Below are 24,241 nucleotides of genomic sequence, written 5' to 3'. Positions count from 1 at the left end.
CCAACAGCTGTATCTGTTTTATATCATGAAATTCTATCCATGTACTTCATGTATCTGACAACCATAAGCGCGATCTTAAATGTGATCGCATCGTCAAATACTCTAAGATCAAGTCCTGTGCTCTTCTGCAACTTATCCAGTCTATATACAAGTGTATTTCTGTGGATGAAGAGCTGTCTTGAAGTCTCTGAAACATTGAGACTGTTCTCAAAAAACTTATCAATGGTGGTAAGAGTCTCCTGATCGAAGTCATCAGGATTTCTTCCTCCGAAGATCTCTTTGATAAACATCTTACAAAGCGGAATGGGAAGCTGATAAATAAGTCTTCCGATACCAAGTTCGCTGTAACAGATAACCTTTCTCTCGTCAAAGAAGATCTTGCCGACATCGAGAGCCATCTTCGCTTCCTTGTAGGAACGGCTGACTTCTTTGATCTCACCTACCACTGTTCCGTAAGCAATCCTTACACCTGTAAGCCCGTCTTTTGTAAGAGCCGCGATCATTTCCTCTGCGATCTTAGAAATGTCAGAAGGCTTAGTGTAATCGTTCACATCCTTAACGATGATAATGTTGTCCTCATCAACCTCGGTAACAAAATCATTTGCGTTTCCGAAATGAGTTCTCGCAAGTTCGAGAGCATTGCTGTCTCTTCCGCTTGATGTCTCAACGATCATAGCAATTCGCTTCGCATCCGACTGAATATGAAGCTTCTTTGCCCTACTGTATATATCAACAAGAAGAAGGTTATCAAGCAAAAGATTCTTGATAAAGTTATCCTTGTCAAAACGCTCTTTATAAGCAACAAGCAGGCTCTGGATCTGATACGCGATCATTTTTCCAAGCATGTATACATTATCGCCTGTTCCCGTACAGATCAGAATATACTCGAGCTGCTGCTCGTCATATATCTTAAAATATTGATATCCCTGGATTTCCTGAGAATCAGCCGGAGACTTCACAAAGTCTCTGGCAACAGATGCCACATTACCAATCTCCTGTGATGTCGCTGCAACTTCCTTACCATCAATATCCAGAACATACAACTCAACATGTGCGATGTTCTTAAGTCCGTCAATTGTGTTTTGGAGAATCTGATTTGAAATCATTTGCCACTCTTTCCGCAACCACATGGCCGCTGAATAATATACATAGCCATTTTAATATATATGTACAATAAAATCTACCTGTAACCTGTCATTTTTTGTACATTTTTTTGTTTTGCCCGTCAATATTACCAAAAAAAACAGTTCTTTTTGGTATTATATTATTTGAAATATTGCTAATAAATTGATGTAATATTATCGATATATAAGATGAGAAACAGTGTTTTATACACTAAAAACAGGAGGTGCTTTATGGATATACCTTCCTTATCGATGGCTTTATCACAAAATCGAATTCTCTCAGATGTAGGCGTAGCAATGCTTTCCAAAAATCTGGACATAATGGAAGAAGCCGGCGAAAATATGATCGCAGGAATCCAGTCCGTATCGGAAACATCAGTTAACCCTAATATCGGTTCAAATATCGATATAAGTGTCTGAACACATTTTATGCCATCAAAACATGCCCGCAGCTTATGCTACGGGCATGTTTTTGTTCTTTATTACATTCCTCGCAAAGCAATTGCGCTATAAATCATAAAACTTACAGAAATAATCATAACGATGATAAGAGGAATCGTGATAAGTGTCTGCTTTTTTTCTGCATCCTCCATATCAAACATAGCCGAGAGTTCTTTTTCCTCTCTTGCAAACAGCTTATCGATGTAGTTCTTTCTGCCCTCTATATCAGCCATCTTATAAACAATACAAAGTGCAATGGCAGTAAATATCACGGAAAGCACAAAGTACACTCCGATATACAGCACAAGATCACTTGTTTCAGTCGCAATATCTTCAGCACCGCCAAGATCTATATTGTACATCGTAATAACTTCAAACGAATTAAAGACCGCGTGAGCTATAAACGAAGAAAGGACGCTTCCCGTAGCTTCCACTATCAGGCAGAACATAACCCCCATGACCGCACCGTATGCAAACTGATTAAAGTTAAGGTGCATCATTCCAAAAAGGACAGCGGACAATACCATCGACGCTATTATCCTGCCGCTCCTCTTGTAGCTTTGAAAAAGAACGCCTCTGAAAACTATTTCCTCCACAAACGGTCCGAACAAACCGATAGATAAGAGCATCACTTCCATAGGAAGTTCAACAAGCTGGTCGCTTATTGATGCAACCGCGTTGTCAACAAACAACATAGAAATCGAATTAACAAATGTAACAAGCGGAAACAACGTCACAACATACAGCACAGATAATAATGCCGAGCTAATCTTGATCTTCTTAAGCGGTATGACTGAGGAAAGCGAATCTCCGCTATACAAAGTCATCGCCACCGCAGGAATAAGTACCATAAATTCACATAACATATTGTTCACCGGCAACGGCAGTTCTTTTCCTGTCATCAAAGCCCAATATGAACAGCAAATTACCAGAGCAAGTGTAGATAGTATCATAAAAAGAAATGCCAGATTTGCTTTCTTGTAATCCATACCCATATGTTATTTCCTCACAATTGAATCCGGTTTAATTTCAATCTTTCCTTCTTTAAGTAGCCTTCCGACTGCACGTTTAAACTCATTCTTACTCATATCGGTCTTTTCACGTATGAGCTCAGGCGCCGCCTTATCGTTAAACGGAAGTCTTCCGCCGCCTTCTTCAAGCATTTTCATAAGCTTCTCGGCGTCACTGTCCATCTGAAGATAAGCCTTTTCTCTAAGACTTAAGTTAAGTCTGCCGTCTTCTCTAACAGACATTACGCGGGCATTTACACTGTTTCCGATCTGAATATTTCCGTACAGTTCTTTCTTCGGAATAAGCCCCGAATAGATATCATCGACCGCAACAAACGCTCCGAAATTATCACTCAGTTCATAAACCGTTCCTATAACCTTATCATCCTTGGAATACGGGCTCTTATCCAAAAGATACTTATATACATTCATGGTAACACAAAGTCTGCTACTCTTATCAATATACATAGCGCAAAGAACTTCTTCGCCCGCTCTGACTTTTCTCGTCTGCTCCTTAAACGGAAGGAGCACGTCCTTCTCAAGGCCCCAGTCCATAAATGCTCCGATCTTTCCGGTCTCTTTTACCCTGAGCATTCGAACATCGCCGAGCATTATCTTTGGTGTCTTAGTGGTCGCGATCAGCCTGTCATCGGAATCTTTGTATATAAACACTTCCAATCTGCTTCCGATGTCGCATCCTTCAGGTACCTGTTTCCCGGGCAAAAGAACTTTCTCATCACTTCCGCTCTTTTCCGCAAGGTATACACCAAAATCAACTTTCTTAATTACTTCCAGTTCCTGTTTCTCACCAAGTTTAATCATTATAGTTCCTCCGTCCTCTCAGTATATGCAGTACTCAAGCCTGCGTAATAAGTTCAACTATGCATACAGGTTTGCCGTCTTCTCCGTTAAGACTCACTGTATACTTATCATTATCGTCTTTTTTGCTCATAATAACAACAGGGCAAAGTATATCTCCAAGCCTTGACTGCTTTTTGTACTCAGCGCGCATGGCGACAACCTTAATATCACGCTTGGGAAGGCAGTCCATGGCTATCCTTACGTACTGGCCGTTGTTTACATGGTTATTTGTATCGAGATTGTGCTGCCTGACCTGTATCTCTTCGCCCCAGAATCTCTCGTCTTCCTCAGAAATCTCAATCTTCCTGCCTTCATACTTCATATCAAGCTTAGGCTCAAGAGGATATGCCTTTAAGATTTCATCTGTTATCCTACTGGGAAAGCCTTTCTCGATATCCACAAGGGTCCATATCGAATTGGCTACCGCAAGTCTCTCCCCATCCTTGGTATCCATGAAGAAATTCCTGTAGCCGATAGCTCCTCTCATATCATAAGGAACCGTACCTATCACAACGTCTTCGCACAGCTTGGGATATCTGTTCACAACAATCTGCCATGATGAAAGAACCCATACAATCCCCTTATCCCTGAGATATTCCATTGATGCCGGTCCATCCTGCGTCTGGAATGTCGAGCAATCCTGAAAATAATCTATCAGGGACTCAAGCGTAAGCTCTCCGCTTCTGTCTATTTCGCTGTATCTTATTCTGGAATCAAATGTATACATACGTTTCTCCCGATATAATGTAAAAAGCGAGATTGTCTCCAATCTCGCTTCTCAATATAGCTGGGCTAGTAGGATTCGAACCTACGTAATGACGGAGTCAGAGTCCGTTGCCTTACCGCTTGGCGATAGCCCACCGACAAGAAATGATTATACGGGATGTTTTTAAAAAAAGCAATAGGTTTTTTAAATTATTTTAAAAAATTTGTATAGCATCTTTAATAAAAAGCAGACAACCACGCAAATGCGTATGCTGTCTGCCTATATTATTCAAAATAGAAATCTTTGGCCGCTATATTACACAATCAGCCCTCAAAGAGAAGATCTGCATATGTAGGAATAGGCCAGTCTTTCTTGTCAACGAGCATCTCGAGCTTATCGGCAGGAGTTCTGAGTGCTTCCATTATGGGAAGAACCTTATCCTTGTAGAAGAAAGCAAGTTCGCGCTGATCTTTGATCTTGCGTGCTTTCTCTTCGCTTGCTTTAAGCTTGTCGAGAGCATCCTTCATCTTGCCAAGCTGCTCCTGGATCTCCTTGAGCTCAGCAACTTCAACGGATGCATCTACACCTGCTGCCTTGATCTGGTTAACATCTGTAGCAACTCTTCCGGCATACTTCATAACAGCAGGAATAATCTGCTTTGAAGCCATGTCGATCATTGTAAGAGCCTCGATGTTGATTGTCTTGGCATATGATTCGAAGATGATCTCTCTTCTTGATTCAAGCTCTGTCTTGGTATATACGCCGAATCTGTTGAAGAGGTCAATAGCCTTCTTAGTTGTAAGTGTATCTGCAGCCTCGATTGTGGACTTGATATTGGGAAGTCCGCGTCTCTCAGCCTCTTTTACCCATTCGTCAGAATACCCGTCACCGTTGAAGATGATTCTCTGGTGATCTGTGAGATATTCCTTGATAAGATCATGTACTGCCATATCGAAATCTTCAGCTTTCTCGAGGATATCGGCAGCCTCGCAGAATGTCTCTGCAACGATTGTATTAAGTGTAGTATTTGAGCTTGCCATTGAATCTGAAGATCCAACCATTCTGAACTCAAATTTGTTTCCTGTAAATGCAAAAGGTGATGTACGGTTTCTATCTGTAGCATCTTTCTCAAACTGAGGAAGTGTTGAAACACCGGTCTTGAGCTTGCCGCCCTTCTTGCTGGACTTGGCAACACCTGTCTCGATCAGCTGTCTTACAACGTCCTCAAGCTGCTCTCCGAGGAATACGGAAATGATAGCCGGAGGAGCCTCGTCAGCACCGAGTCTGTGATCGTTACCAACGTCTGAAGCGCTCTGTCTGAGAAGATCTGCGTGTGTATCAACAGCCTTTAAGACACATGCGAGCACAAAAAGGAACTGTACATTTTTGTTGGGTGTATCACCGGGATCGAGAAGGTTTACACCGTCATCTGTGCAAAGAGACCAGTTGTCATGCTTACCTGAGCCGTTAACACCTGCAAAAGGCTTCTCGTGAAGAAGGCATCTCATGTGATGATGCTCAGCAACACGCTTCATAGTCTCCATAATGATCTGATTGTGATCTACAGCGATATTGGCTGTCTCGTAAACGGGAGCAAGCTCGTGCTGTCCGGGAGCAACCTCGTTGTGCTGTGTCTTATCGGGAACTCCGAGTTTCCAGAGCTCAACGTTGAGGTCATTCATGAACTCACCGACTCTTTCTCTGATAACACCGAAGTAATGATCTTCCATCTCCTGTCCCTTGGGAGGCATAGCACCGAAAAGAGTTCTTCCTGTGAAAAGAAGATCCTCTCTCTTCATAGCTTTGTCCCAGTCAACAAGAAAATATTCCTGCTCGGGTCCTACAGATACATTAACTCTTGTAGCTGCTGTATTACCGAAAAGTCTTACTATTCTAAGTGCCTGCTTGTTAATAGCCTCCATAGATCTGAGAAGAGGAGTCTTCTTATCAAGCGCATCTCCTGTATATGAACAAAAGGCAGTGGGAATGCAAAGTGTAACGCCTGCTCCGGACTCCTTAAGGAATGCGGGAGAAGTAATATCCCATGTTGTATATCCTCTTGCCTCAAATGTGGCTCTAAGTCCACCAGATGGGAAAGATGAAGCATCAGGCTCACCCTTTATCAGCTCTTTTCCTGAAAAAGAAGTAAGCATCCTTCCGTCTTTATCTGCACTTCCCACAAAAGAATCATGTTTCTCGGCTGTAATACCTGTAAGTGGCTGGAACCAGTGTGTATAATGTGTTGCTCCGTTCTCAACAGCCCACTCTTTCATAGCATTTGCGACAACATCAGCAGATTCCTTGGATAATTCTCCGCCGTGCTCCGTAACGCTTACAACTTCTTTGTACACATTCTTGGGAAGTCTTTCTCTCATCTTTGCAAGAGTAAAAACGTTCTGTCCGAATATCTCTTCTACGTTCACCCTATTGCTCATCAGTGCCCCTTTCTATAATGCAAAATTCAACTGTTTAAAAGTTTACATCAACTTTCAAAAAACTACTACCAAAATATTATTATTTTTTCTCATTTTCTTTTGAAGGGACTCTGAGTATGTCATATTTTTCTGCAGCCTCAGAAAGTTCCACATACAAAACCTGCTTGGGATGAGGACAAGATTCAACTCTCTCACCGTCTTCGGTGTACATAGCCTTCACCGTAACTTTCACATCCGTTCCGTCAGGCTTCATGATCTCAATCTCATCTCCCACAGAAAACTTGTTCCTCTGCTCGATCTTAGCATACCCTCTGTTATCTATCTCATTTACGATTCCAAGGTAGATGTACTCGTTTACATATGTATTGACGTCATAAATCTGCGTCTCATCACTGGGCTTTCCGAAATAGAAGCCTGTCGTAAACTGTCTGTATGTGCACTTCGATATCTGCTCTTTGTACCAGGGCATGTTCTCCCTGTACTTTTCTTCTGATTCAAAGAAATCATCTATTGCTTTTCTGTATGTTCTTGCGACTGTCGCAACATAGAGGGCCGTCTTCATTCTTCCCTCGATCTTGCAGCTGTCGACGCCGGCATTTACGAGCTCAGGAATATGCTCTATCATGCACAGATCCTTTGAGTTGAAGATATAAGTTCCTCTGTCATTCTCATAAACGGGAAGGTATTCACCCGGTCTTTTCTCCTCGACAACGGCATATTTCCATCTGCAAGGATGAGTGCAGGCGCCGTGATTGGCATCCCTTCCGGTGAAATAGTTGGACAAAAGACATCTTCCGGAATATGAAATGCACATAGCTCCGTGAATGAAGCACTCCATCTCAAGATCCTCGGGAATCTTTTCCTTTATCTCTTTTATCTCATTGAGTGAAAGCTCTCTTGCCGCAACAACTCTCTTCGCGCCAAGGTCGTACCAGAAATTATATGTCTCGTAATTTGTGTTGTTAGCCTGAGTTGAAACGTGAATATCTATCTCTGGACAGATCTTTCTGGCCTTCATAAATATTCCCGGATCGGCGATTATAAGGGCATCCGGCTTAAGCTCTTTTAACTCATGGAGGTATGCGTCAACACCGTCAAGGTCGTAGTTATGTGCCAAAATATTCACGGTAACATGAACCTTTACCCCATGTTCATGAGCAAATGATATTCCTTCTTTCATCTCTTCAGGGCTGAAATTCTTGGCTTTTGCCCTGAGTCCGAATGCATCGCCGCCTATATAGACAGCATCTGCGCCAAATATAACCGCAGTCTTAAGTACTTCCAAACTGCTTGCCGGAATCAATAATTCTGGTTTTCTCATTCTAAATCTCCATACATTCTTGAACTTCATGTTCTCACGAAATCCGCAGCTAATGCGGATTTCTGATTATCTGTTCAAAAAATACTTTTAAAGCTTAACAGAAAGTGTCATCCCGTCACCAACTGTAAGGATAACGGTATTTAAAGCGTCATTATGCTTGAGTTCATAGAGATACTCTCTCATTCTTGAGTGAATGGTCCTGTCTCTTCTGGTAACAGCAAAACGTGATTCTATAACATCTCCGTCCTGCAGTACATTGTCCGAAACGAGCAGACCTCCTTTATCAAGTATCCTGAGGCACTCGGGCAAAAAATTTATATACTGCGCTTTTGCCGCATCCATAAAAATAAAATCATACCCTTGGGAAAGCGTCTTCAAAATTTCTGTCGCATCACCCTCCAAAAGTGTGATTTTATTGTGTGAATCATATTTTTGAAAATTCTCTTTTGCTATCGGAATTCTTTTTTCGTACTTCTCTATGGTAGTTATCCTGGTGTCATCACCTGAATATTCCGCCATCAACAGCGCCGAGAAGCCGACTGCACACCCAACCTCAAGAATATTCTTCGGCCTGGCGTGCGCCATAAGAAACTTAAGAAGCGCCTGCGTGTCCTTCCTTATTATCGGGACATCGCCGGCCTTAGCTTCTCTCTCAAGTTCATCAAGAAATGGAGTGTTTCCTCTGTCCAGCGAATTGATAAACGCTGTCATCCTATCCTGATCAATCACTCTTCTTTTTCTTCTCCTTCTGCTTCTACTACTTCTGCTTCCTCTTCACCGCCGCCTTCATCTTCAGGAGCAAGATCTTCATAAGCACCGTCTACATCCTTGATATTCCCATCAGGATCAAGTGAAGCATCGGATGCTGCTTCAACATATTTGCCGTCTTCATCCTTTACATATCCGGCTATTGTAGCAAGCATTTCTTCCGGAGTCATCTTAGTTGTAAGTTCGTATGTTCCGGCTTTTTCTTTTCCCTTATATTCAGAAAACTTCTCCTGCATCTTAAAGAGCTTCTTGTCTTTTATAAGCCCTTCATCAGCAAGTTTTTCTGCTATGGTCTCTGCGGAATCTCCGTCTTCGATGGTCACGCTGACTGTTTTGCCTTCACCTTCTCCTTCATCGACCGCAGTCTGATTGAAAAGATGATAACCGTAATAGTAAGCGGTCTTAGCACCACCGACTATGATCAAAACAACTACGACAATAAAAATAATCTTTGTTGCGGAATCAAATATTCCATATCCCAATTTTCTTGAATTCATAAAGCTATTCCCCTTAAGTGTTACAGAGACACCGACTTTATCAGTAATTTGTGTCCATGATTATCGGCATAATCATCGGCCTTCTCTTAGTCTTCTTCCATATGTAATCGCTCAGGACTTCTTTCACAATATTCTTGAGTTTGCCCCAGTCGGTCACTCCCTTTTCAAGAGCTTCCGTCACCTCATCCAATACAAGGTCAGTTGCATCATCGATAAGTTTGTCCGACTCTCTTACATATACAAATCCCCTTGAAACTATGCTTGGTCCGGAAACAAGCTGTCCACTGGCCTTATCAAGGCCGAATACTACTATTACTATACCGTCTTCGGCAAGATGCTGTCTGTCTCTTAATACAACATTTCCAACATCGCCTACTCCAAGTCCGTCAACAAGAATTGCTCCTGCGGAAACCTTTCCTTTTACTTTAGCACTATTTTCATCAAGTTCAAGTATATCACCCGAATGCAAAATAAATATATTTTCTTTGGGTATTCCGAGTTCCTTTGCAATCTTTCTCTGTGCGATAAGATGTCTGTACTCTCCGTGAACAGGAATTGAATACTTAGGTTTAACGAGAGTATAGATAAGCTTGATATCTTCCTGACATGCGTGTCCGGAAACGTGTACATCCTGGAAGATAACGTCCGCGCCCTTCATCTGAAGTTCATTGATGATATTGGTGACAGCCTTCTCATTTCCGGGAATCGGATGAGATGAAAAGATAACCGTATCTCCTGCGCTTATTGTGATCTTTCTGTGCTGTCCGTTTGCCATTCGGCTGAGAGCAGCCATACTCTCTCCCTGGCTTCCCGTTGTGATGATAACAGTTTTGTTATCGGGATAATTCTTGATATTATCAATATCGACAAGTGTGTCATCCGGAACCTGAATGCATTCCAGTCTCTGAGCGATATCGATAATGCTCACCATACTTCGTCCTTCGATAACAACTTTTCTTCCGCACTTATGCGCAGTATTTATTATCTGCTGAACTCTGTCTACATTTGACGCAAATGTCGCAATTATGATTCTTGAATTCTCATGTTCTTCAAAAAGGTTGTCGAGAGTTCGTCCAACGGTCTTTTCAGAAGCTGTAAATCCCGGTCTTTCGGCATTTGTGGAATCACACATAATCGCCAAAACACCTTTTTTACCAATCTCAGCAAATCTCTGGAGGTCTATGGGATCTCCATAAACAGGTGTGTAATCAACCTTGAAATCTCCGGTATGAACAACGGTACCGGCAGGTGAGTAGATTGCAAGCGCAGCCGCATCTACTATAGAATGATTTGTTCTGATAAACTCGACTCTAAACTGGCCGAGATTGATTGACTGTCCGAATTTTACAACTTTTCTTCTGGTGTTCTTAAGTAAATTGTGCTCCTCGAGCTTATGCTCGATAATTCCCATAGTAAGCCTTGTGGCATATACGGGAACGTTGAGCTCATGCAAAATATAAGGAAGGGCTCCGATGTGATCCTCATGGCCGTGCGTGATCACGAATCCCTTTACCTTATCGATGTTCTCCTGCAAGAAGGTAACATCGGGGATTACAAGATCTATTCCAAGCATGTCGTCATCAGGGAATGAGAGACCGCAATCCACTACAATAATACTGTCTTCGTATCTGAAGGCAGTGATGTTCATTCCAATCTGCTCAAGACCACCCAAAGGTATGATCTGCAGCTTGGACTCATTTTCAGTTTTTTTCTTGCTCAATAATTGTTCCTCCACTTCTATGGCGGACACATAGAACCCAATATTAACCTTTTGCCCGTTAAATATCGAGATCTATGCCATCCTCAGAAAGCAGCTTACGAAATACACCTGCAACCGCATCCAGTTCCAAGTCGTCGTCTACAATTACATAAACCGCTTCTTCATCTTTTATATCGGAGTCGTCGCGCAATATCAGCGCTTCTCCGTCACCATCTTCTTCATCTGTGACAAGCAGATAGGTCTTTGCACCTATCACTGTCTGCTCGAGGCAGTAAAACTCTACAGCTTCACCACCGTCGGGACTAAATATAATCTTTTCCAAAATTATTCACCATTATTCTTTTCTGTTATCCAGATAATCCTGAAGGATAACCTGCGCAGCGATCATATCGACATACTCTTTTCGTTCACGACCTTTTATTCCGAGTTCATCCATAATCTCATCGGCTGCTACTGTTGTAAGTCTTTCATCCCACATTATTACAGGGATTTCGGTACGTCTTTCTATTCTATCCTTGAATTCAAGGCACAACTGTGAACGCTCAGAAGGCGTCATGTCCATATTTACGGGGAGTCCCAGAACTATCTTCTCGACTCCGTAAGTGGTTATGAGTTCTTCTATGCGTGCCAGTGTTCTTCTAAGTTTATTCTCTTCTTTTCTACGGATTATTTCCTTCCCTTGTGCGGTAAGAAGCAGCTCATCACTCAAAGCCACGCCTACCGTACGGGAACCGTAGTCAAGTCCCATTATCCGCATTAGTGCTGCTCTCTTATCACTTTCTTGCCCACTCGTTGCTCTTGATATACTCGGTAAGCATCTCCTCCACAAGCTCATCACGCTCTACTTTCATGATAAGGCTTCTTGCTCCCTTGTGGCTTGTGATATAAGTCGGATCGCCTGACATAATATAGCCGACAATCTGATTTACCGGATTGTATCCTTTCTCAAGCAGGGCGTCGTAAACAACCGAAAGAACTTTTTTAACACCAGTCTCGGGATCTGCTTCGACTTTAAAAAACTGAGTGTTACCCAAATTCTGTTCTGCCATATTTTTTCTCCAATCGTTTATATTATTTTTGTATTTTTGAAGCAATCATAAACTGACCGCTTAAATTCTAAATCAGCACTATATATCTTAATATTACACTACTGTTTTCAAATAAGCAATGTATCGTCATTTAGAAATATTCTCGGAATCGCCTTGGAAATCTCGCCACTCACCGCACCATGTGCGTTAACTGCATTCTCCGGCACCGCAACTCTGACATATCTGTCAGTATGGCCGATAACATATGTAATCTTATTTATCTCTTCAGTGTCTTCCCAAAGAACCGAAAGTTCTTTTCCAATGAAGCCTTCACGATAACACTTTGACTGTGCTTTTGTCAAATTCAAAAGGACTTCACTTCTCTCGGTCTTCTGTCTGTCGGTAAGTTGCTCCTTCATTCCGGCGGCAACCGTACCTTTCCTCGGCGAATATTTAAAGACATGTATTTCATAGAAATTTATGTCTTCCACAAATTTCCTGCACTCTTCAAATTCCTCTTCCGTCTCACCGGGGAAGCCCACAATGATATCAGTTGTTATCGCAGGATCTCCGAATACTTCGCGAAGATACTCAACTCCCGCTTTAAAATCAGCGGCGGTATAATGTCTGTTCATTCTCTTAAGCACAGAATCACAGCCGCTCTGAAGTGAAAGATGGAAGTGAGGACAGAGTTTTTTCAATGCTCCGAGTCTCTGTGCATTTTCTTTTGTTATGATTCTCGGTTCCAAGGAGCTGAGTCTTACACGCTCAAGTCCCTCTATGTCATTTATCTTTTCCACAAGATCTATGATCGCGGACTCTCCCTTATCAACTCCGTATGAACTTATATGAATTCCGGTAAGAACAACTTCTTTGCATCCCTTATTCACTAGGCCTTTGATCTCGGAAAGAATATCTTCCATGTCTCTGCTGCGGATCCTGCCTCTGGCATAGGGAATGACGCAGTATGTACAGAACTGGTTACAACCGTCCTGGATCTTGATATACGCTCTTGTTCTTCCGGGCAACTCGCTGAGAGTCATGTTTTCATACTCGGAAGTCTTGTTTATATCTATTATTGATGTTCCGCCGAGCGTCTTGTCATCAGTCTCATTCTTGATTTCAAGAAACTCATCCAGGATCTCGACTATCTCTGATTTTTTGTTGTTACCTATCGCAAGATCGATGCACTCATCTTTTTTAACGCCTTCGATTCCCGTCTCAACGTAACATCCAACCGCAACCACGACTGAATCGGGATTCTCTTTCTTGGCTTTATGAAGCATCTGTCTTGACTTCCTGTCGGCTATGTTCGTAACCGTACATGTATTGATTATATAGATGTCAGCCTTCTCTCCGAATGGCACGATTATGCCGCCTGATTCCTTGATTTTCTGGCTCATAACATCCATCTCATAATTATTTACTTTACACCCCAGATTGTGCAACGCAATCTTTAAATTTCTGATGTTTTTTGGCATTGACTTTTACACTTTCTACGTTTACTATAAAGAAAAGAAGGAGGTATTACACAATGAAGACCGTTAAGATTTCACTTAATTCTATCGACAAAGTTAAATCCTTCGTAAACGACATCACAAAGTTCGATTATGACTTCGATCTCGTTTCGGGAAGATATGTTATCGATGCAAAATCTATTATGGGTATTTTTTCACTGGATCTTTCTAAACCGATCGATCTTAATATCCACGCTGAAGACGGCGCAGATGAAATTCTCGACGTTTTAAAGCCTTACATGATCTGATAAAAATCAGATCCCCAAAAAAGATTATTCAGGTCATCCCGCAAGGGATGACCTTTTTATGTGCAGAGCACTTAGCGATAAGTTCGATTACAGAAATCTATGATTTCTGTAATCGAACTTAGTTCTGTTGAGGCATATATGCCGAAATCAGAACCTCATTATCACATCTCCCATGTGCAGAGCACTTACCTTTATTTCTCAATCACAATAACTTCATCTGTCTCAAGCGCAGTCTTCACAAGTTCATCAATCTTCTCACTGAGATTCTCTTCATGCTTTCTGATAATATCGGCTCTCGGCTTTGTAACCGGGTGCTTTGCAACAAAAATCGTACAGCAGTCTTCGTATGGAAGAATTGATGTCTCGTAAGCATCTATCTTGTAAGAAATGTCCACAATATCCTGTTTATCAAATGCAATAAGCGGTCTGTATACGGGGATGTCGGTTACAACTTCGCCCGTGCACATAAGGCTCTGCATAGTCTGTGAAGCAACCTGTCCGATACTCTCACCTGTTACAAGTCCCATGCATCCTGAATTCTGAGCAAGTGTATCAGCGATTCTCATCATATATCTTCTCATGATTATTGTAAGTTCGTCATGAGGACACTGCTTGTAAATGTACATCTGTATATCTGTAAAATTGATGACATGAAGCTTTACCTTACCTGTGTACTTTGCGATAACGCCGGCAAGATCGATAACTTTCTGCTTAGCCTTCTCACTTGTATAAGGCGGAGCGTTGAAGTAAACAGCCTCGATATCAACACCTCTTTTTGCGATCATATATCCCGCAACAGGTGAGTCAATTCCTCCCGACAAAAGAAGCATTGCCTTTCCTGCAGTTCCGATCGGCATTCCGCCGGGGCCCGGGATAACTTCGGAGAAGATGTTGAGTTTCTCTCTGAGCTCCACGTTGATAAGGATCTCAGGATTATGCACATCAACCTTCATCTCGCTGTATGCATCAAGGATTCTTGCACCGAGTTCTGCCGCAAGTTCCATTGAATCCATGGGATAGCTCTTATCCACTCTTCTTACTTTAACTTTGAATGTCTTGTTCTTTACAGGATAAACTCCGTCAACGAAATCTATTACTGCCTTTGCAACTCCGTCAACATCGGGAAGATTGTTCTCTCCGTCTCTTTCAATCGAAACTGCGGGGCAGATTCCCGTAACACCGAATACAGTCTTGAGCTGTCCGACTGTCTCATCAAAATCAAAGTCCCTGGCCTCAATGTACATTCTTCCCGCAACTCTTGAAACCTCAAACTCACCGTCACATTTTGAAAGAACTCTCTCAATCTGCTTAACAAGCGCTTCCTCAAAGATATATCTGTTTTTTCCTTTAACCCCGATCTCGGCATATTTAATTACAAAAGCATGATATTGCATTTCTTTTCCTCTTTTTCTATAGACATCAGTGACGATAGAACATTCTCATATTCTCAACCTGAGAACACAATGTATCAAGGAAGAAGTCAATCTCCTCCTTGGTTGTCATAAGTGACATACTTATCCTTATCGTAGATTCGAGAAGTTCTCTTTCTACTCCGACGGCAACAAGTGTATCTGACACATGCGGATTGTTTGATGAACATGCACTTCCCGCAGAGACATAGATCTTTTTGCTGCTGAGCATATTAAGAACCGTCTCTGCCGCAAGACCTTTTATCGAAAGGCTCACGATGTGCGGCGCTCCCTCCTCACATGAAGGTCCGTTTATCTTTATATCCGTAATTCTCTCATTAAGCGAGTCAATGAGATATTTCTTAAGTTCATAAAGCTTTTCGATGCGATTTTTAAAATCATCATGGCACATCTTGGCTGCAAGGGCAAGTCCTGCGATTCCGGGAACATTCTCCGTTCCGGATCTCATGCCCTTCTGCTGGCCTCCGCCGTAGCATATCGGCACGATCTTGGTTCCTTTTTTGATATATAAAAAACCTACTCCCTTTGGCCCGTGTATCTTGTGACCACTCACGGACATAAGGTCTATGTTCATTGCTCTCGGGCGAATCTGAACCTTGCCGTATGCCTGAACCGCATCCACATGGAAAACAATATCTTTGTTTATGGCTTTAATAAGTTCTCCCGCTTTGGCAACCGGCTCAATGGTCCCAATCTCGTTATTTACAAACATCATGGAAACAAGAATGGTATCTTCTCTCATCGCATTCTTAAGATCATCAAGGCTCACCTTGCCCTCGTGATCGACGGGAAGATATGTTATCTCAAAGCCCTCTTTCTGCAAGTACTCCATTGTAACAAGTACCGCAGGATGCTCGATTGATGTTGTTATGATGTGCTTGCCGCGCCATTTATTGGCTCTCGCAGCACCGATTATAGCGAAGTTATCAGACTCGGTTCCGCCTGATGTAAAAACTATCTCGTTGCTGTCAACTTTAAGCGTTGTCGCGATAGTTTCCCTTGCCTGTGCAAGTCTCTCTCCCGAAACAAGTCCCATATGATGAACACTTGAGGGATTTCCGTATTCTTCTTTCATTACTTTGGCCACAAGATCCGCAACTTCATCAAACGCTCTCGTTGTAGCCGAATTATCCAAATATGCTTCCATTTCTCATCCTTCTAAATGATACATAAGCCATGAAATGATGGTAAAACCTGCTGTTTCTGTCCTTAAGATTCTCTTTCCGAGTGTTATCGGAAGAACCCCGTTTTCCTTGGCAAGCGCAACTTCCTCTTCAGAAAAGCCGCCTTCAGGTCCGATAAACACAGCAATGTTCTCTCCGGGTTTTATGCCCTCTATTATCTTCTTGGTTTCGTCTATATGCTCCGCAAGTTCATAGGGTATGAGCTTAACTTCAAGCTCTTTTGCATACTCTATTGCCTGCTTCATTGTCATCGGTTCTTTTACAACAGGGATGACCGCTCTCTTACTCTGCTTGGCTGCCGCCTCCGCGATTGCCCGCCATCTCTTTACCTTTGACTCAGCCTTTTTTGCATCAAGCTTAACTATACACCTTTTTGTAGACATGGGTATAATCTCAAAAGCTCCGAGTTCAACAGCCTTCTGAATGATGAGCTCCATTTTATCAACCTTCGGTAGCCCCTGGAAAAGATAGATCTTCGACGGAAGTTCATTTCCAACTTCCTCGACAAAGCAAAGCTTTCCGACAACACTTGTCTTATTGATCTCTTCGATCTCGTAAAAAAGCTCGCGCCCGTCGTTTTCCTCTCTGATACTTACCGAAAACTGCTCGCCCACTTTCATCCTAAGTACATTCGCGATGTGGTTGTAATCGGCTCCGACTATGTCAACGCGTTTAAGATCAGGACTTACCTGCGCGCTTTCAACAAAAAAATGATACATCAGTTTTTCCTCGATGTGATAGAAACCCAGTCTCCCTGATGGTGAATCTCAAGTATCTCAAGACCCGCATCAAGATGTGCTTTCTTGACCTCTTCCTCTTTGGTATTGATTATTCCCGATGTAATATATATTCCGCCGCTCTTAAGCTGGTTCAGTATAACGGGTGTAAGAGGAACAAGTACGTTTGCAAGTATATTTGCAACAACGATATCATACTTATCATAGCCGACTTTATCCTGTATTTCCTTATCGTCTATGATATTTCCGATCATCATGTCGAACTTGTCGGGACTGATGTTGTTATTCTCCATATTCTCTTTTACCGCTGGTACAGCACATTTATCAAGGTCTGTTCCGACAGCGTGCTTAGCGCCGAACATGAGAGAAAGAATTGAGAGTACTCCGCTTCCCGTTCCGACATCGAGAAGTTCGGTCTCAGGAGTTATATATTTTCTCAGCATTCTGATACAGAGCTGAGTCGTCTCATGCATTCCTGTTCCGAAAGCCGTTCCGGGATCGATATGAAGAACCATCTCGGCTTTCTCTTTATCCTCATCGGTCTCCTTCTCCCATGAAGGAATAACAAGAACATCATCTATATAAAACTTATGGAAGTACTGTTTCCAATTGTTGATCCAGTCAATATCTTCAGTGACATCAACCGATACAGTTCCGTCTCCGATATTTGAAAAAGATCTGAGCTCTGCAAGTTTGTCCTTGAGCTCTGCGAGCATCTCATCGGGAGTTTTCTTAACTTTGACATACTCTCCGTTTTCATCGGGACATTCAACAGTAAGCATATCTTCGTCATCAATCTCCAAAAAGAAATTGAGATATGCAACGCCCGCTTCAATACCTGTCTGCGCATTATCAGGCTCAAGTTCCGGTGCATCAATAAACATCTGCTCTTTATCTGCAGCTGTCAAAGGCACATTGTCTTCAATCTGTGCTCCCTCAAGGCCTATATCCTCAAGGTAACTTATTATGATATCTTCCGCTTCTTCGTTTGTACGGACTCTAAAACGCATCCATTTCATATTGTTTCACCTATTATTGTAAACATTTTGCGATATACGAATTGCTTCATGGCATACGCCTATATCACAAAAATACTTCCGTAGCCATCTCTAACTACGGAAGTATACCATACTTTAAAACATAAGGAAAATTTATAAGCAAAATTTATTTCCAGAATGATTTCTTTTTCTTGCCGCCGGGATTGTCTCCACCGGGATCCTTGTCCTTGGAATCCATCATTCGCTCGGCTGCTGTAAGTGAATCACCTGTGAGCTCATCAAATTTCTTAAGAATGTCTTTCGCTTCTTTTGAGATCTTCTCGGGAACCTGGACAACAAGTGTCACATAGTGGTCACCGCGAATTGACTTATCTCTGAGTGAAGGAACACCCTTGCCGCGAAGTCTTACTCTTGTATCAGTCTGAGTTCCGGCCTTTACATCATAAGCAACTTTTCCGTCTACGGTATCGATAAGAACCGTTCCTCCGAGAGTTGCGATTGCAAATGATACAGGCACCATTGAATAGATGTCGTATCCCTCTCTCTGGAAGATAGGATGATCTGAGACGATAACTTCAACAAGAAGATCTCCTCTCGGTCCGCCGTTCACGCCTGGCTCACCCTTATCGCGGATTCTTACGCTCTGTCCGTTATCTATACCTGCGGGAATAGTAACCTGAATCTTCTTCCTGCTTGCAATATATCCTGTTCCGTGGCAATCGGTACACTTATCCTTGATAACCTTACCTGTTCCGCCGCACTCGGGACATGTCTGAACATTTCTTACCGTGCCGAAGAAAGACTGCTGTGTATATACAATCTGTCCTTTTCCTCCGCACTTAGAACATGTCTGTGCTGTGGTTCCGGGCTTGGCACCTGTTCCGTGACAAGTCGGGCAGGGATCTTTTATTGTAAGCTCAAGCTCTTTCTCACAGCCAAATACAGCTTCAAGGAAAGTAATCCTTACGCTGGCACGCAGATTGGCTCCCTTAGAAGGACCACTTCTTGCGCCACCGCGTGACCTTCCGCCTCCGAAGAAATCTCCGAATATGTCTCCGAATATATCTCCGAAGTCAGCACCGTTAAAATCAAATCCACCAAATCCGCCGGATCCGCCACCTTCAAAAGCAGCATGACCAAACTGATCGTACTGTCTCTTCTTCTCGGGATCGCTGAGTACAGCATACGCTTCGGAAGCTTCTTTGAACTTCTCTGCAGCAGCTGAATCTCCGGGGTTCATATCAGGATGATATTTTTTAGCAAGTACTCGATATGCTTTTTTAATCTCTTCATCAGAGGCACTCTTACTTACTCCGAGAACCTCATAATAGTCACGCTTTTGCTCTGCCATAACACTCCTCAAATATCATCAAATTTTCTCTCTGGTTCAAAATGCTCCGAATAGCCAGGCGAGAATTCGTCTGGCTATCAGAATCTTTATCGTAAACCTTATTATACTTCTCTGTAATCGCCGTCTACAACGTTATCATTGTTATCAGCTGCGTTTGAAGCACCGCTCATGTCAGGGCCTGCTCCTGCTGCACCCATATCTGGGCCTGCACCGGCTGCCTGAGCACCTTCGTACATCTTAGCAAAGAGTGCCTGAGCATCAGTCATAAGCTTCTCTTTCTGGCTCTTAAGAGCATCGATCTCGCTGTCTGAAAGCTCTTTATCCTTTGTGCTCTCAAGTGTCTCCTTAAGAGTCTTGATGTCATCCTCAACTACCTGCTTCTGAGATGCATCTATCTTGTCGCCAACTTCCTGAAGAGCTTTCTCAGTCTGGAACACAAATGAATCAGCATCGTTACGCGCATCAATTCCTTCTTTACGCTTCTTGTCCTGTGCTTCATATTCCTGAGCCTCCTTAACAGCCTTATCGATGTCCTCATCAGACATATTTGATCCTGCTGTAATTGTGATGTGCTGCTCTTTTCCTGTTCCAAGATCCTTAGCGGATACGTTAACGATACCGTTTGCATCGATATCGAATGTTACTTCGATCTGAGGAACACCTCTCATTGCCGGAGGGATTCCGTCAAGTCTGAACTGTCCGAGTGACTTATTGTCCTTAGCGAACTGTCTCTCACCCTGAAGAACGTTGATATCAACGGCTGTCTGGTTATCAGCTGCTGTTGAGAATACCTGGCTCTTCTTTGTAGGAATAGTTGTGTTACGCTCGATAAGTCTTGTAGCAACACCACCCATTGTCTCGATTGAAAGTGAAAGAGGTGTTACGTCAAGAAGAAGGATATCGCCTGCGCCTGCATCTCCTGCGAGCTTACCACCCTGGATAGAAGCACCGATAGCTACGCACTCATCAGGGTTAAGGTTCTTTGAAGGCTCCTGGCCTGTAAGCTGTTTAACTTTCTCAACTACGCAAGGAACACGAGTTGATCCACCTACAAGGAGAACTTTTCCGATATCTGAATTTGTAAGACCTGCATCTTTCATAGCGTTCTGAACAGGGATAGCTGTTCTCTCAACAAGGTCATGGATAAGCTCTTCAAATTTAGCTCTTGTAAGGTCTACATCGAAGTGCTTAGGGCCATCAGCGCCTGCTGAAATGAAAGGAAGGTTGATATTTGTTGTTGTTGATGAAGAAAGCTCTTTCTTAGCCTTCTCTGCAGCTTCTTTAAGTCTCTGCATAGCCATCTTGTCGCCTGAAAGGTCAACGCCCTCTTTGCTCTTGAAGTCCTGAACCATCCAGTTGATGATAGCCTGGTCGAAGTCATCACCACCAAGGTGTGTATCACCGTTTGTTGAAAGAACTTCGATGACACCGTCACCGATCTCGATGATTGATACGTCGAATGTACCACCACCAAGGTCATAAACCATGATCTTCTGCTCTTTTTCATTATCAAGTCCGTAAGCAAGTGCAGCTGCTGTAGGCTCGTTGATGATTCTCTTAACCTCAAGACCTGCGATCTTACCTGCATCCTTTGTAGCCTGACGCTGTGCGTCATTGAAATATGCGGGAACTGTGATTACCGCCTCTGATACTTTTTCGCCGAGGTACTGCTCTGCATCAGCCTTAAGCTTCTGAAGGATCATAGCTGAAATCTGCTGAGGAGAGTACTTTTTTCCATCAATGGTACGACCGTTGTCTGTACCCATATCTCTCTTGATTGAAGAGATTGTATTGTCTGCATTTGTAACTGCCTGACGCTTAGCGGGCTCACCTACGATTCTCTCGCCGTTCTTTGTGAAAGCAACGATTGAAGGTGTTGTTCTGGCTCCCTCTGCATTAGCGATAACAGTAGGCTTTCCGCCTTCCATAACTGCTACGCAGCTATTTGTTGTACCTAAGTCGATACCGATAATTTTACTCATTTCTACTTTTCCTCCGTTATAAAAATTGAATCATTTACGTCTTAAAAATCAGTGATGTCGATATTTGAAATCTATACCACTCACTGGGTAACACCAACCATGCTGTGTCTGAGCACGGTGTCGTGGAACATATATCCCTTTTGAAGTTCCTGTGCAACAATTCCGGATTCATATTCCTCGCTTTCCACCTGCATAACCGCGTTGTGGAAGTTGGGATCGAATTCTTTTCCCACAGCTTCAATTGGGGTTACTCCAAGATCTTCCATCTGCTTCATAAGCTGTTTGTAGATCTTGTTCATACCATCTGCAAAGGCTCCATCTTTCTCAGCTTCGGGAACTGCCTGAAGTCCTCGCTCAAAATTGTCAATTACAGGAAGAAGTTTCTCAAGGATGCTTCCCTGTCCCTGCTCAAACATCTGAGCTTTCTCTTTGTCAGTTCTCTTTCTGAAGTTGTCGAACTCTGCAACCTGTCTTATAAGTCTGTCGTTGAGTTCATCTATCTTTTCCTTAAGAGGATCCTTTTTATCTTTTTTGAAAAGACCTTTCTTCTTATCTTCAGCCTTTTCCCCGGAAGTTTCTTCGTCATTCTCTCCGGAAGCATCTTCAACCTCGGCTTCAGCTTCCTCTTTGGTAGCTTCTTCCTTCTTCTCTTTAGCTTCCTCTTCAAGCTCTTCAATGATTTCTTCGAGAACTTCCTTCTCCTGCTCGTTTACTTCCTTAGCAGGTTTATCGTGAACTTTTTTCTTATCTGTACTGCTCAATTTAACTTTGCCTCCTCAAATATTCATAATTCTCATCAGGACTAACTCTTTTTCTTATATAGCTCATCAAGAGCGTATCTCATATTCTTAAGAGTCGAAATAACTTTGTCGTAGTCCATTCGCTTGGGACCGATTATTCCTACCGTGCCCTTCATTCCGTCTCCAAGTTCGTAAGTTGCGGTAACAACGCTGCAATCCTTCATAGCCTGTACAGGAGTTTCATTTCCTATATATACCTGAATGCCTGTCTCTTCTTCATCAGCCGAGAGTGTGTTCTCAACGATGCTGTTAAGATCCTTGGCATCCTCAAATGTGCTTATAAGCTCGCTCGCCTTCGCACTGTCGGTAAGCTCGGGATACTTGAAGATGTTCATCGTTCCGCTTGTATATATCTGAAGGTCATCGTCAGCCGTGATCGACTCTGCCGCAGCATCGATGACATTTCCAATAATCTCGCTGTGTATGCCTGCTTCCTGTTTGACGGCTGCTATAAGTCCGAGGTTGATATCCTCAACCGCAAGTCCGTCCAATCTTGTGTTCAACAAGATGTTGAGCTTAAGCATCGTGGTGTCATCAAGCATTTCCTCAACGTTTATTATCTTGTTCTTGATAACGTTGCCTTCTATTACTATGGTCGCAAGAAGGTGTTCCTCATCGACCTTTGATATCTGTATGAATTTAAGTTTGTTCTTTCTGATCTGCGGTGCCGAGATCATCGTTGCGTAGTTGGTATCAACGGCAAGTGTCTTGGCAACTTTCTTAAGGAGTGTCTCAAGCTTCTCTTCTTTATCAAGAAGCATCTCCTTCATATTCTCTACTTCCTGCTCTTTGTCACGAAGCATCTCGTCTACATAGACACGGTAACCCTGATCTGAAGGAATACGTCCCGCCGAGGTATGCGGCTGAATGATGAGTCCCATCTCTTCAAGGTCTGCCATTTCATTTCTTATTGTAGCGGAGCTAAGATTAAGATCCGTGTACTTGGAAATCGTACGGCTTCCTACAGGTTCGCCTGTCTCAAGGTAATTTCTGACTATCGCATGAAGTATTTTTCTTTTTCTTTCGTCTAGTTCCAAAGTGTCCACCTTCCTATGTATTCACCGGTTAAATTCATTGGACGGTAACTGTTTTTCTTATGTATTAGCACTCACTTAACTCGAGTGCTAACATCTTCTGTATCATAAATTATCACTCTGGGCCATTAATGTCAACATACCTTTTCTAAAAAGTGTATAAAGTGGTGGCTTACATGACGCCGGGACTTGCTGCGGATTTCGTGAGAAAGTGATTCAAGAGTCAACCAAGCCCCATCGACGAAGTCGATTTTAATTGGCTTGGTTGATGCATTCTTGAACTTCATGTTCAAGAATGTATAGATTCCTGAAGGACATAATTTGAAATAATGATCAGACCATGTTTTCCAGAAGGTTGGGAATTACTTGGATTTTCTTTTTTATAAGAAATTCACTTAGTACAAAAAGGATTATCATGTAGGTTATGGCAATAGGGCTAAGTCCTCTGTAGAAAAGGGCGTGTTCGAAACCATACCAAGGGTTGAGCCAGGAAATTCCCAGCGGGTTAAGGCTGCTGGCAAAGATGGTCGCTATGACTGATATCAGCATTGAGCAGAGGCGGCTTTTGAACAATATTATTATCAAGCCGACGATATTTATCAGTGCAAAAATAGTCAGCACCGAGAGAACAATCCACTTCCACTCTTTTAACAGTGTAAGCAAGGGATTTCCGCCTTTTAGGGCAACAAATATCATGGTTATCGCAGTTGCCAATGTAAAAAAGAAAAGATTTATAAGTCTGACAGTCAAAAGTTTCATCGTATAGATCTTATTTATTGAAATATTAGTGAAATAAGAATTTGCGATTCCACAATTTGTCTCTTCTATAGAGAAGCTCTCCGAAACCACAACTGATATAAATATAGGGAAAATAAGGGTCGAAAAAAGATCCATCGCAGTAACATGTATGATATCGCATGTTATTTCTTTTACCATGAGTCCCAAATATCCTTGAAACAAAACAGACAAGATTGTCAGAACCGCCCCGATTACGAGTATCCCGGAACCTTTAATTTTTCTTAGTTCAAATCTTAAATAATCCATGTTCC

At 42.6% G+C, this 24,241-nt stretch carries 24 protein-coding genes and 1 tRNA gene; 2 read left to right on the top strand and 23 right to left on the bottom strand.

The features are described 5' to 3' along the window. Positions 1-23: 23 nt before the first annotated feature. Positions 24-1,106 (bottom strand): PucR family transcriptional regulator, encoded by a 1,083-nt coding sequence (locus T356_RS0110370; RefSeq protein WP_026514421.1) that lies wholly within the window; start codon positions 1,104-1,106, stop codon positions 24-26. A 249-nt stretch (positions 1,107-1,355) separates the two neighbouring features. Between T356_RS0110370 and T356_RS0110365 the strand changes: the two genes are divergently transcribed. After that, on the top strand, positions 1,356-1,544 hold the full coding sequence (locus T356_RS0110365; protein WP_026514420.1) for a YjfB family protein: 189 nt from the start codon (positions 1,356-1,358) through the stop codon (positions 1,542-1,544). Positions 1,545-1,606: 62 nt separating this feature from the next. Here the strand turns inward: T356_RS0110365 and T356_RS0110360 are convergent, their stop codons facing one another. The 13 genes from T356_RS0110360 to mtaB all read right to left on the bottom strand — a co-directional run bounded on the left by T356_RS0110360 (position 1,607) and on the right by mtaB (position 13,392). After that, positions 1,607-2,560 carry a CPBP family intramembrane glutamic endopeptidase gene (locus tag T356_RS0110360; RefSeq protein WP_026514419.1) on the bottom strand — a complete coding sequence of 318 codons (954 nt, stop codon included), beginning with the start codon at positions 2,558-2,560 and terminating at the stop codon, positions 1,607-1,609. Between the two features lie 3 nt (positions 2,561-2,563). Next, the gene (locus tag T356_RS0110355) at positions 2,564-3,397 is read right to left on the bottom strand and encodes a CvfB family protein (RefSeq protein ID WP_026514418.1); all 834 of its coding nucleotides are present in this window, start codon (positions 3,395-3,397) and stop codon (positions 2,564-2,566) included. A 34-nt stretch (positions 3,398-3,431) separates the two neighbouring features. After that, positions 3,432-4,163: an acyl-[acyl-carrier-protein] thioesterase gene (locus tag T356_RS0110350; protein ID WP_026514417.1), complete on the bottom strand. Its 732-nt coding sequence runs from the start codon at positions 4,161-4,163 to the stop codon at positions 3,432-3,434. 60 nt (positions 4,164-4,223) lie between these two features. Next, a tRNA-Gln gene (locus tag T356_RS0110345) sits at positions 4,224-4,296 on the bottom strand. 169 nt (positions 4,297-4,465) lie between these two features. Then, complete coding sequence (locus T356_RS0110340) at positions 4,466-6,577, bottom strand: glutamine synthetase III family protein (RefSeq protein ID WP_026514416.1); 2,112 nt, start codon at positions 6,575-6,577, stop codon at positions 4,466-4,468. A 79-nt stretch (positions 6,578-6,656) separates the two neighbouring features. Beyond that, a complete protein-coding gene (locus T356_RS0110335; RefSeq protein WP_026514415.1) occupies positions 6,657-7,898 on the bottom strand; it encodes a peptidase U32 family protein in 1,242 nt (413 codons plus the stop codon). A gap of 87 nt (positions 7,899-7,985) precedes the next feature. Beyond that, positions 7,986-8,627 carry an O-methyltransferase gene (locus T356_RS0110330; protein ID WP_026514414.1) on the bottom strand — a complete coding sequence of 214 codons (642 nt, stop codon included), beginning with the start codon at positions 8,625-8,627 and terminating at the stop codon, positions 7,986-7,988. Continuing rightward, positions 8,624-9,163, bottom strand: a complete 540-nt coding sequence (locus T356_RS20405) for an endolytic transglycosylase MltG (protein WP_051563354.1) — start codon at positions 9,161-9,163, stop codon at positions 8,624-8,626. Before T356_RS20405 ends, T356_RS0110330 begins: the two co-directional genes overlap by 4 nt. 40 nt (positions 9,164-9,203) lie before the next feature. Next, on the bottom strand, positions 9,204-10,883 hold the full coding sequence (locus T356_RS0110320; RefSeq protein ID WP_026514413.1) for a ribonuclease J: 1,680 nt from the start codon (positions 10,881-10,883) through the stop codon (positions 9,204-9,206). Positions 10,884-10,941: 58 nt separating this feature from the next. After that, positions 10,942-11,205: a DUF1292 domain-containing protein gene (locus T356_RS0110315; protein ID WP_026514412.1), complete on the bottom strand. Its 264-nt coding sequence runs from the start codon at positions 11,203-11,205 to the stop codon at positions 10,942-10,944. Between the two features lie 12 nt (positions 11,206-11,217). Further along, entirely contained in the window at positions 11,218-11,640 is a 423-nt protein-coding gene (gene ruvX, locus T356_RS0110310; RefSeq protein WP_026514411.1) for a Holliday junction resolvase RuvX, read from the bottom strand. A 16-nt stretch (positions 11,641-11,656) separates the two neighbouring features. Continuing rightward, entirely contained in the window at positions 11,657-11,932 is a 276-nt protein-coding gene (locus tag T356_RS0110305; RefSeq protein ID WP_026514410.1) for an IreB family regulatory phosphoprotein, read from the bottom strand. A 107-nt stretch (positions 11,933-12,039) separates the two neighbouring features. Beyond that, positions 12,040-13,392 carry a tRNA (N(6)-L-threonylcarbamoyladenosine(37)-C(2))-methylthiotransferase MtaB gene (gene mtaB / locus T356_RS19115; RefSeq protein WP_035780960.1) on the bottom strand — a complete coding sequence of 451 codons (1,353 nt, stop codon included), beginning with the start codon at positions 13,390-13,392 and terminating at the stop codon, positions 12,040-12,042. 53 nt (positions 13,393-13,445) lie between these two features. On the opposite strand from mtaB, the gene T356_RS0110295 reads away from it, so the two are divergent. After that, entirely contained in the window at positions 13,446-13,676 is a 231-nt protein-coding gene (locus T356_RS0110295) for an HPr family phosphocarrier protein (RefSeq protein ID WP_026514409.1), read from the top strand. Positions 13,677-13,867: 191 nt separating this feature from the next. Here the strand turns inward: T356_RS0110295 and thiI are convergent, their stop codons facing one another. From thiI to T356_RS0110250, 9 genes are all read right to left on the bottom strand, one after another. Then, on the bottom strand, positions 13,868-15,070 hold the full coding sequence (gene thiI, locus T356_RS0110290) for a tRNA uracil 4-sulfurtransferase ThiI (protein WP_026514408.1): 1,203 nt from the start codon (positions 15,068-15,070) through the stop codon (positions 13,868-13,870). A 25-nt stretch (positions 15,071-15,095) separates the two neighbouring features. After that, positions 15,096-16,253, bottom strand: coding sequence for a cysteine desulfurase family protein (locus T356_RS0110285; RefSeq protein ID WP_026514407.1), 1,158 nt, complete (start codon positions 16,251-16,253; stop codon positions 15,096-15,098). A 3-nt stretch (positions 16,254-16,256) separates the two neighbouring features. Continuing rightward, entirely contained in the window at positions 16,257-17,009 is a 753-nt protein-coding gene (locus tag T356_RS0110280) for an RsmE family RNA methyltransferase (RefSeq protein ID WP_026514406.1), read from the bottom strand. Beyond that, positions 17,009-18,046: a 50S ribosomal protein L11 methyltransferase gene (prmA, locus tag T356_RS0110275; protein WP_026514405.1), complete on the bottom strand. Its 1,038-nt coding sequence runs from the start codon at positions 18,044-18,046 to the stop codon at positions 17,009-17,011. Before prmA ends, T356_RS0110280 begins: the two co-directional genes overlap by 1 nt. A gap of 145 nt (positions 18,047-18,191) precedes the next feature. After that, entirely contained in the window at positions 18,192-19,376 is a 1,185-nt protein-coding gene (dnaJ, locus tag T356_RS0110270) for a molecular chaperone DnaJ (protein ID WP_026514404.1), read from the bottom strand. A gap of 101 nt (positions 19,377-19,477) precedes the next feature. Continuing rightward, complete coding sequence (dnaK, locus tag T356_RS0110265) at positions 19,478-21,358, bottom strand: molecular chaperone DnaK (protein WP_026514403.1); 1,881 nt, start codon at positions 21,356-21,358, stop codon at positions 19,478-19,480. An 80-nt stretch (positions 21,359-21,438) separates the two neighbouring features. Continuing rightward, the gene (grpE, locus tag T356_RS0110260) at positions 21,439-22,119 is read right to left on the bottom strand and encodes a nucleotide exchange factor GrpE (RefSeq protein WP_051563352.1); all 681 of its coding nucleotides are present in this window, start codon (positions 22,117-22,119) and stop codon (positions 21,439-21,441) included. A gap of 41 nt (positions 22,120-22,160) precedes the next feature. After that, positions 22,161-23,195, bottom strand: coding sequence for a heat-inducible transcriptional repressor HrcA (hrcA, locus tag T356_RS0110255; RefSeq protein WP_026514401.1), 1,035 nt, complete (start codon positions 23,193-23,195; stop codon positions 22,161-22,163). Between the two features lie 330 nt (positions 23,196-23,525). Then, positions 23,526-24,236, bottom strand: coding sequence for an ABC transporter permease (locus tag T356_RS0110250; RefSeq protein WP_026514400.1), 711 nt, complete (start codon positions 24,234-24,236; stop codon positions 23,526-23,528). Positions 24,237-24,241: the final 5 nt, after the last annotated feature.

Source organism: Butyrivibrio sp. LB2008 (assembly GCF_000621565.1).
In the GTDB taxonomy this organism is placed as follows: domain Bacteria; phylum Bacillota; class Clostridia; order Lachnospirales; family Lachnospiraceae; genus Butyrivibrio.
This window is presented reverse-complemented; position numbering and strand designations above follow the sequence as displayed.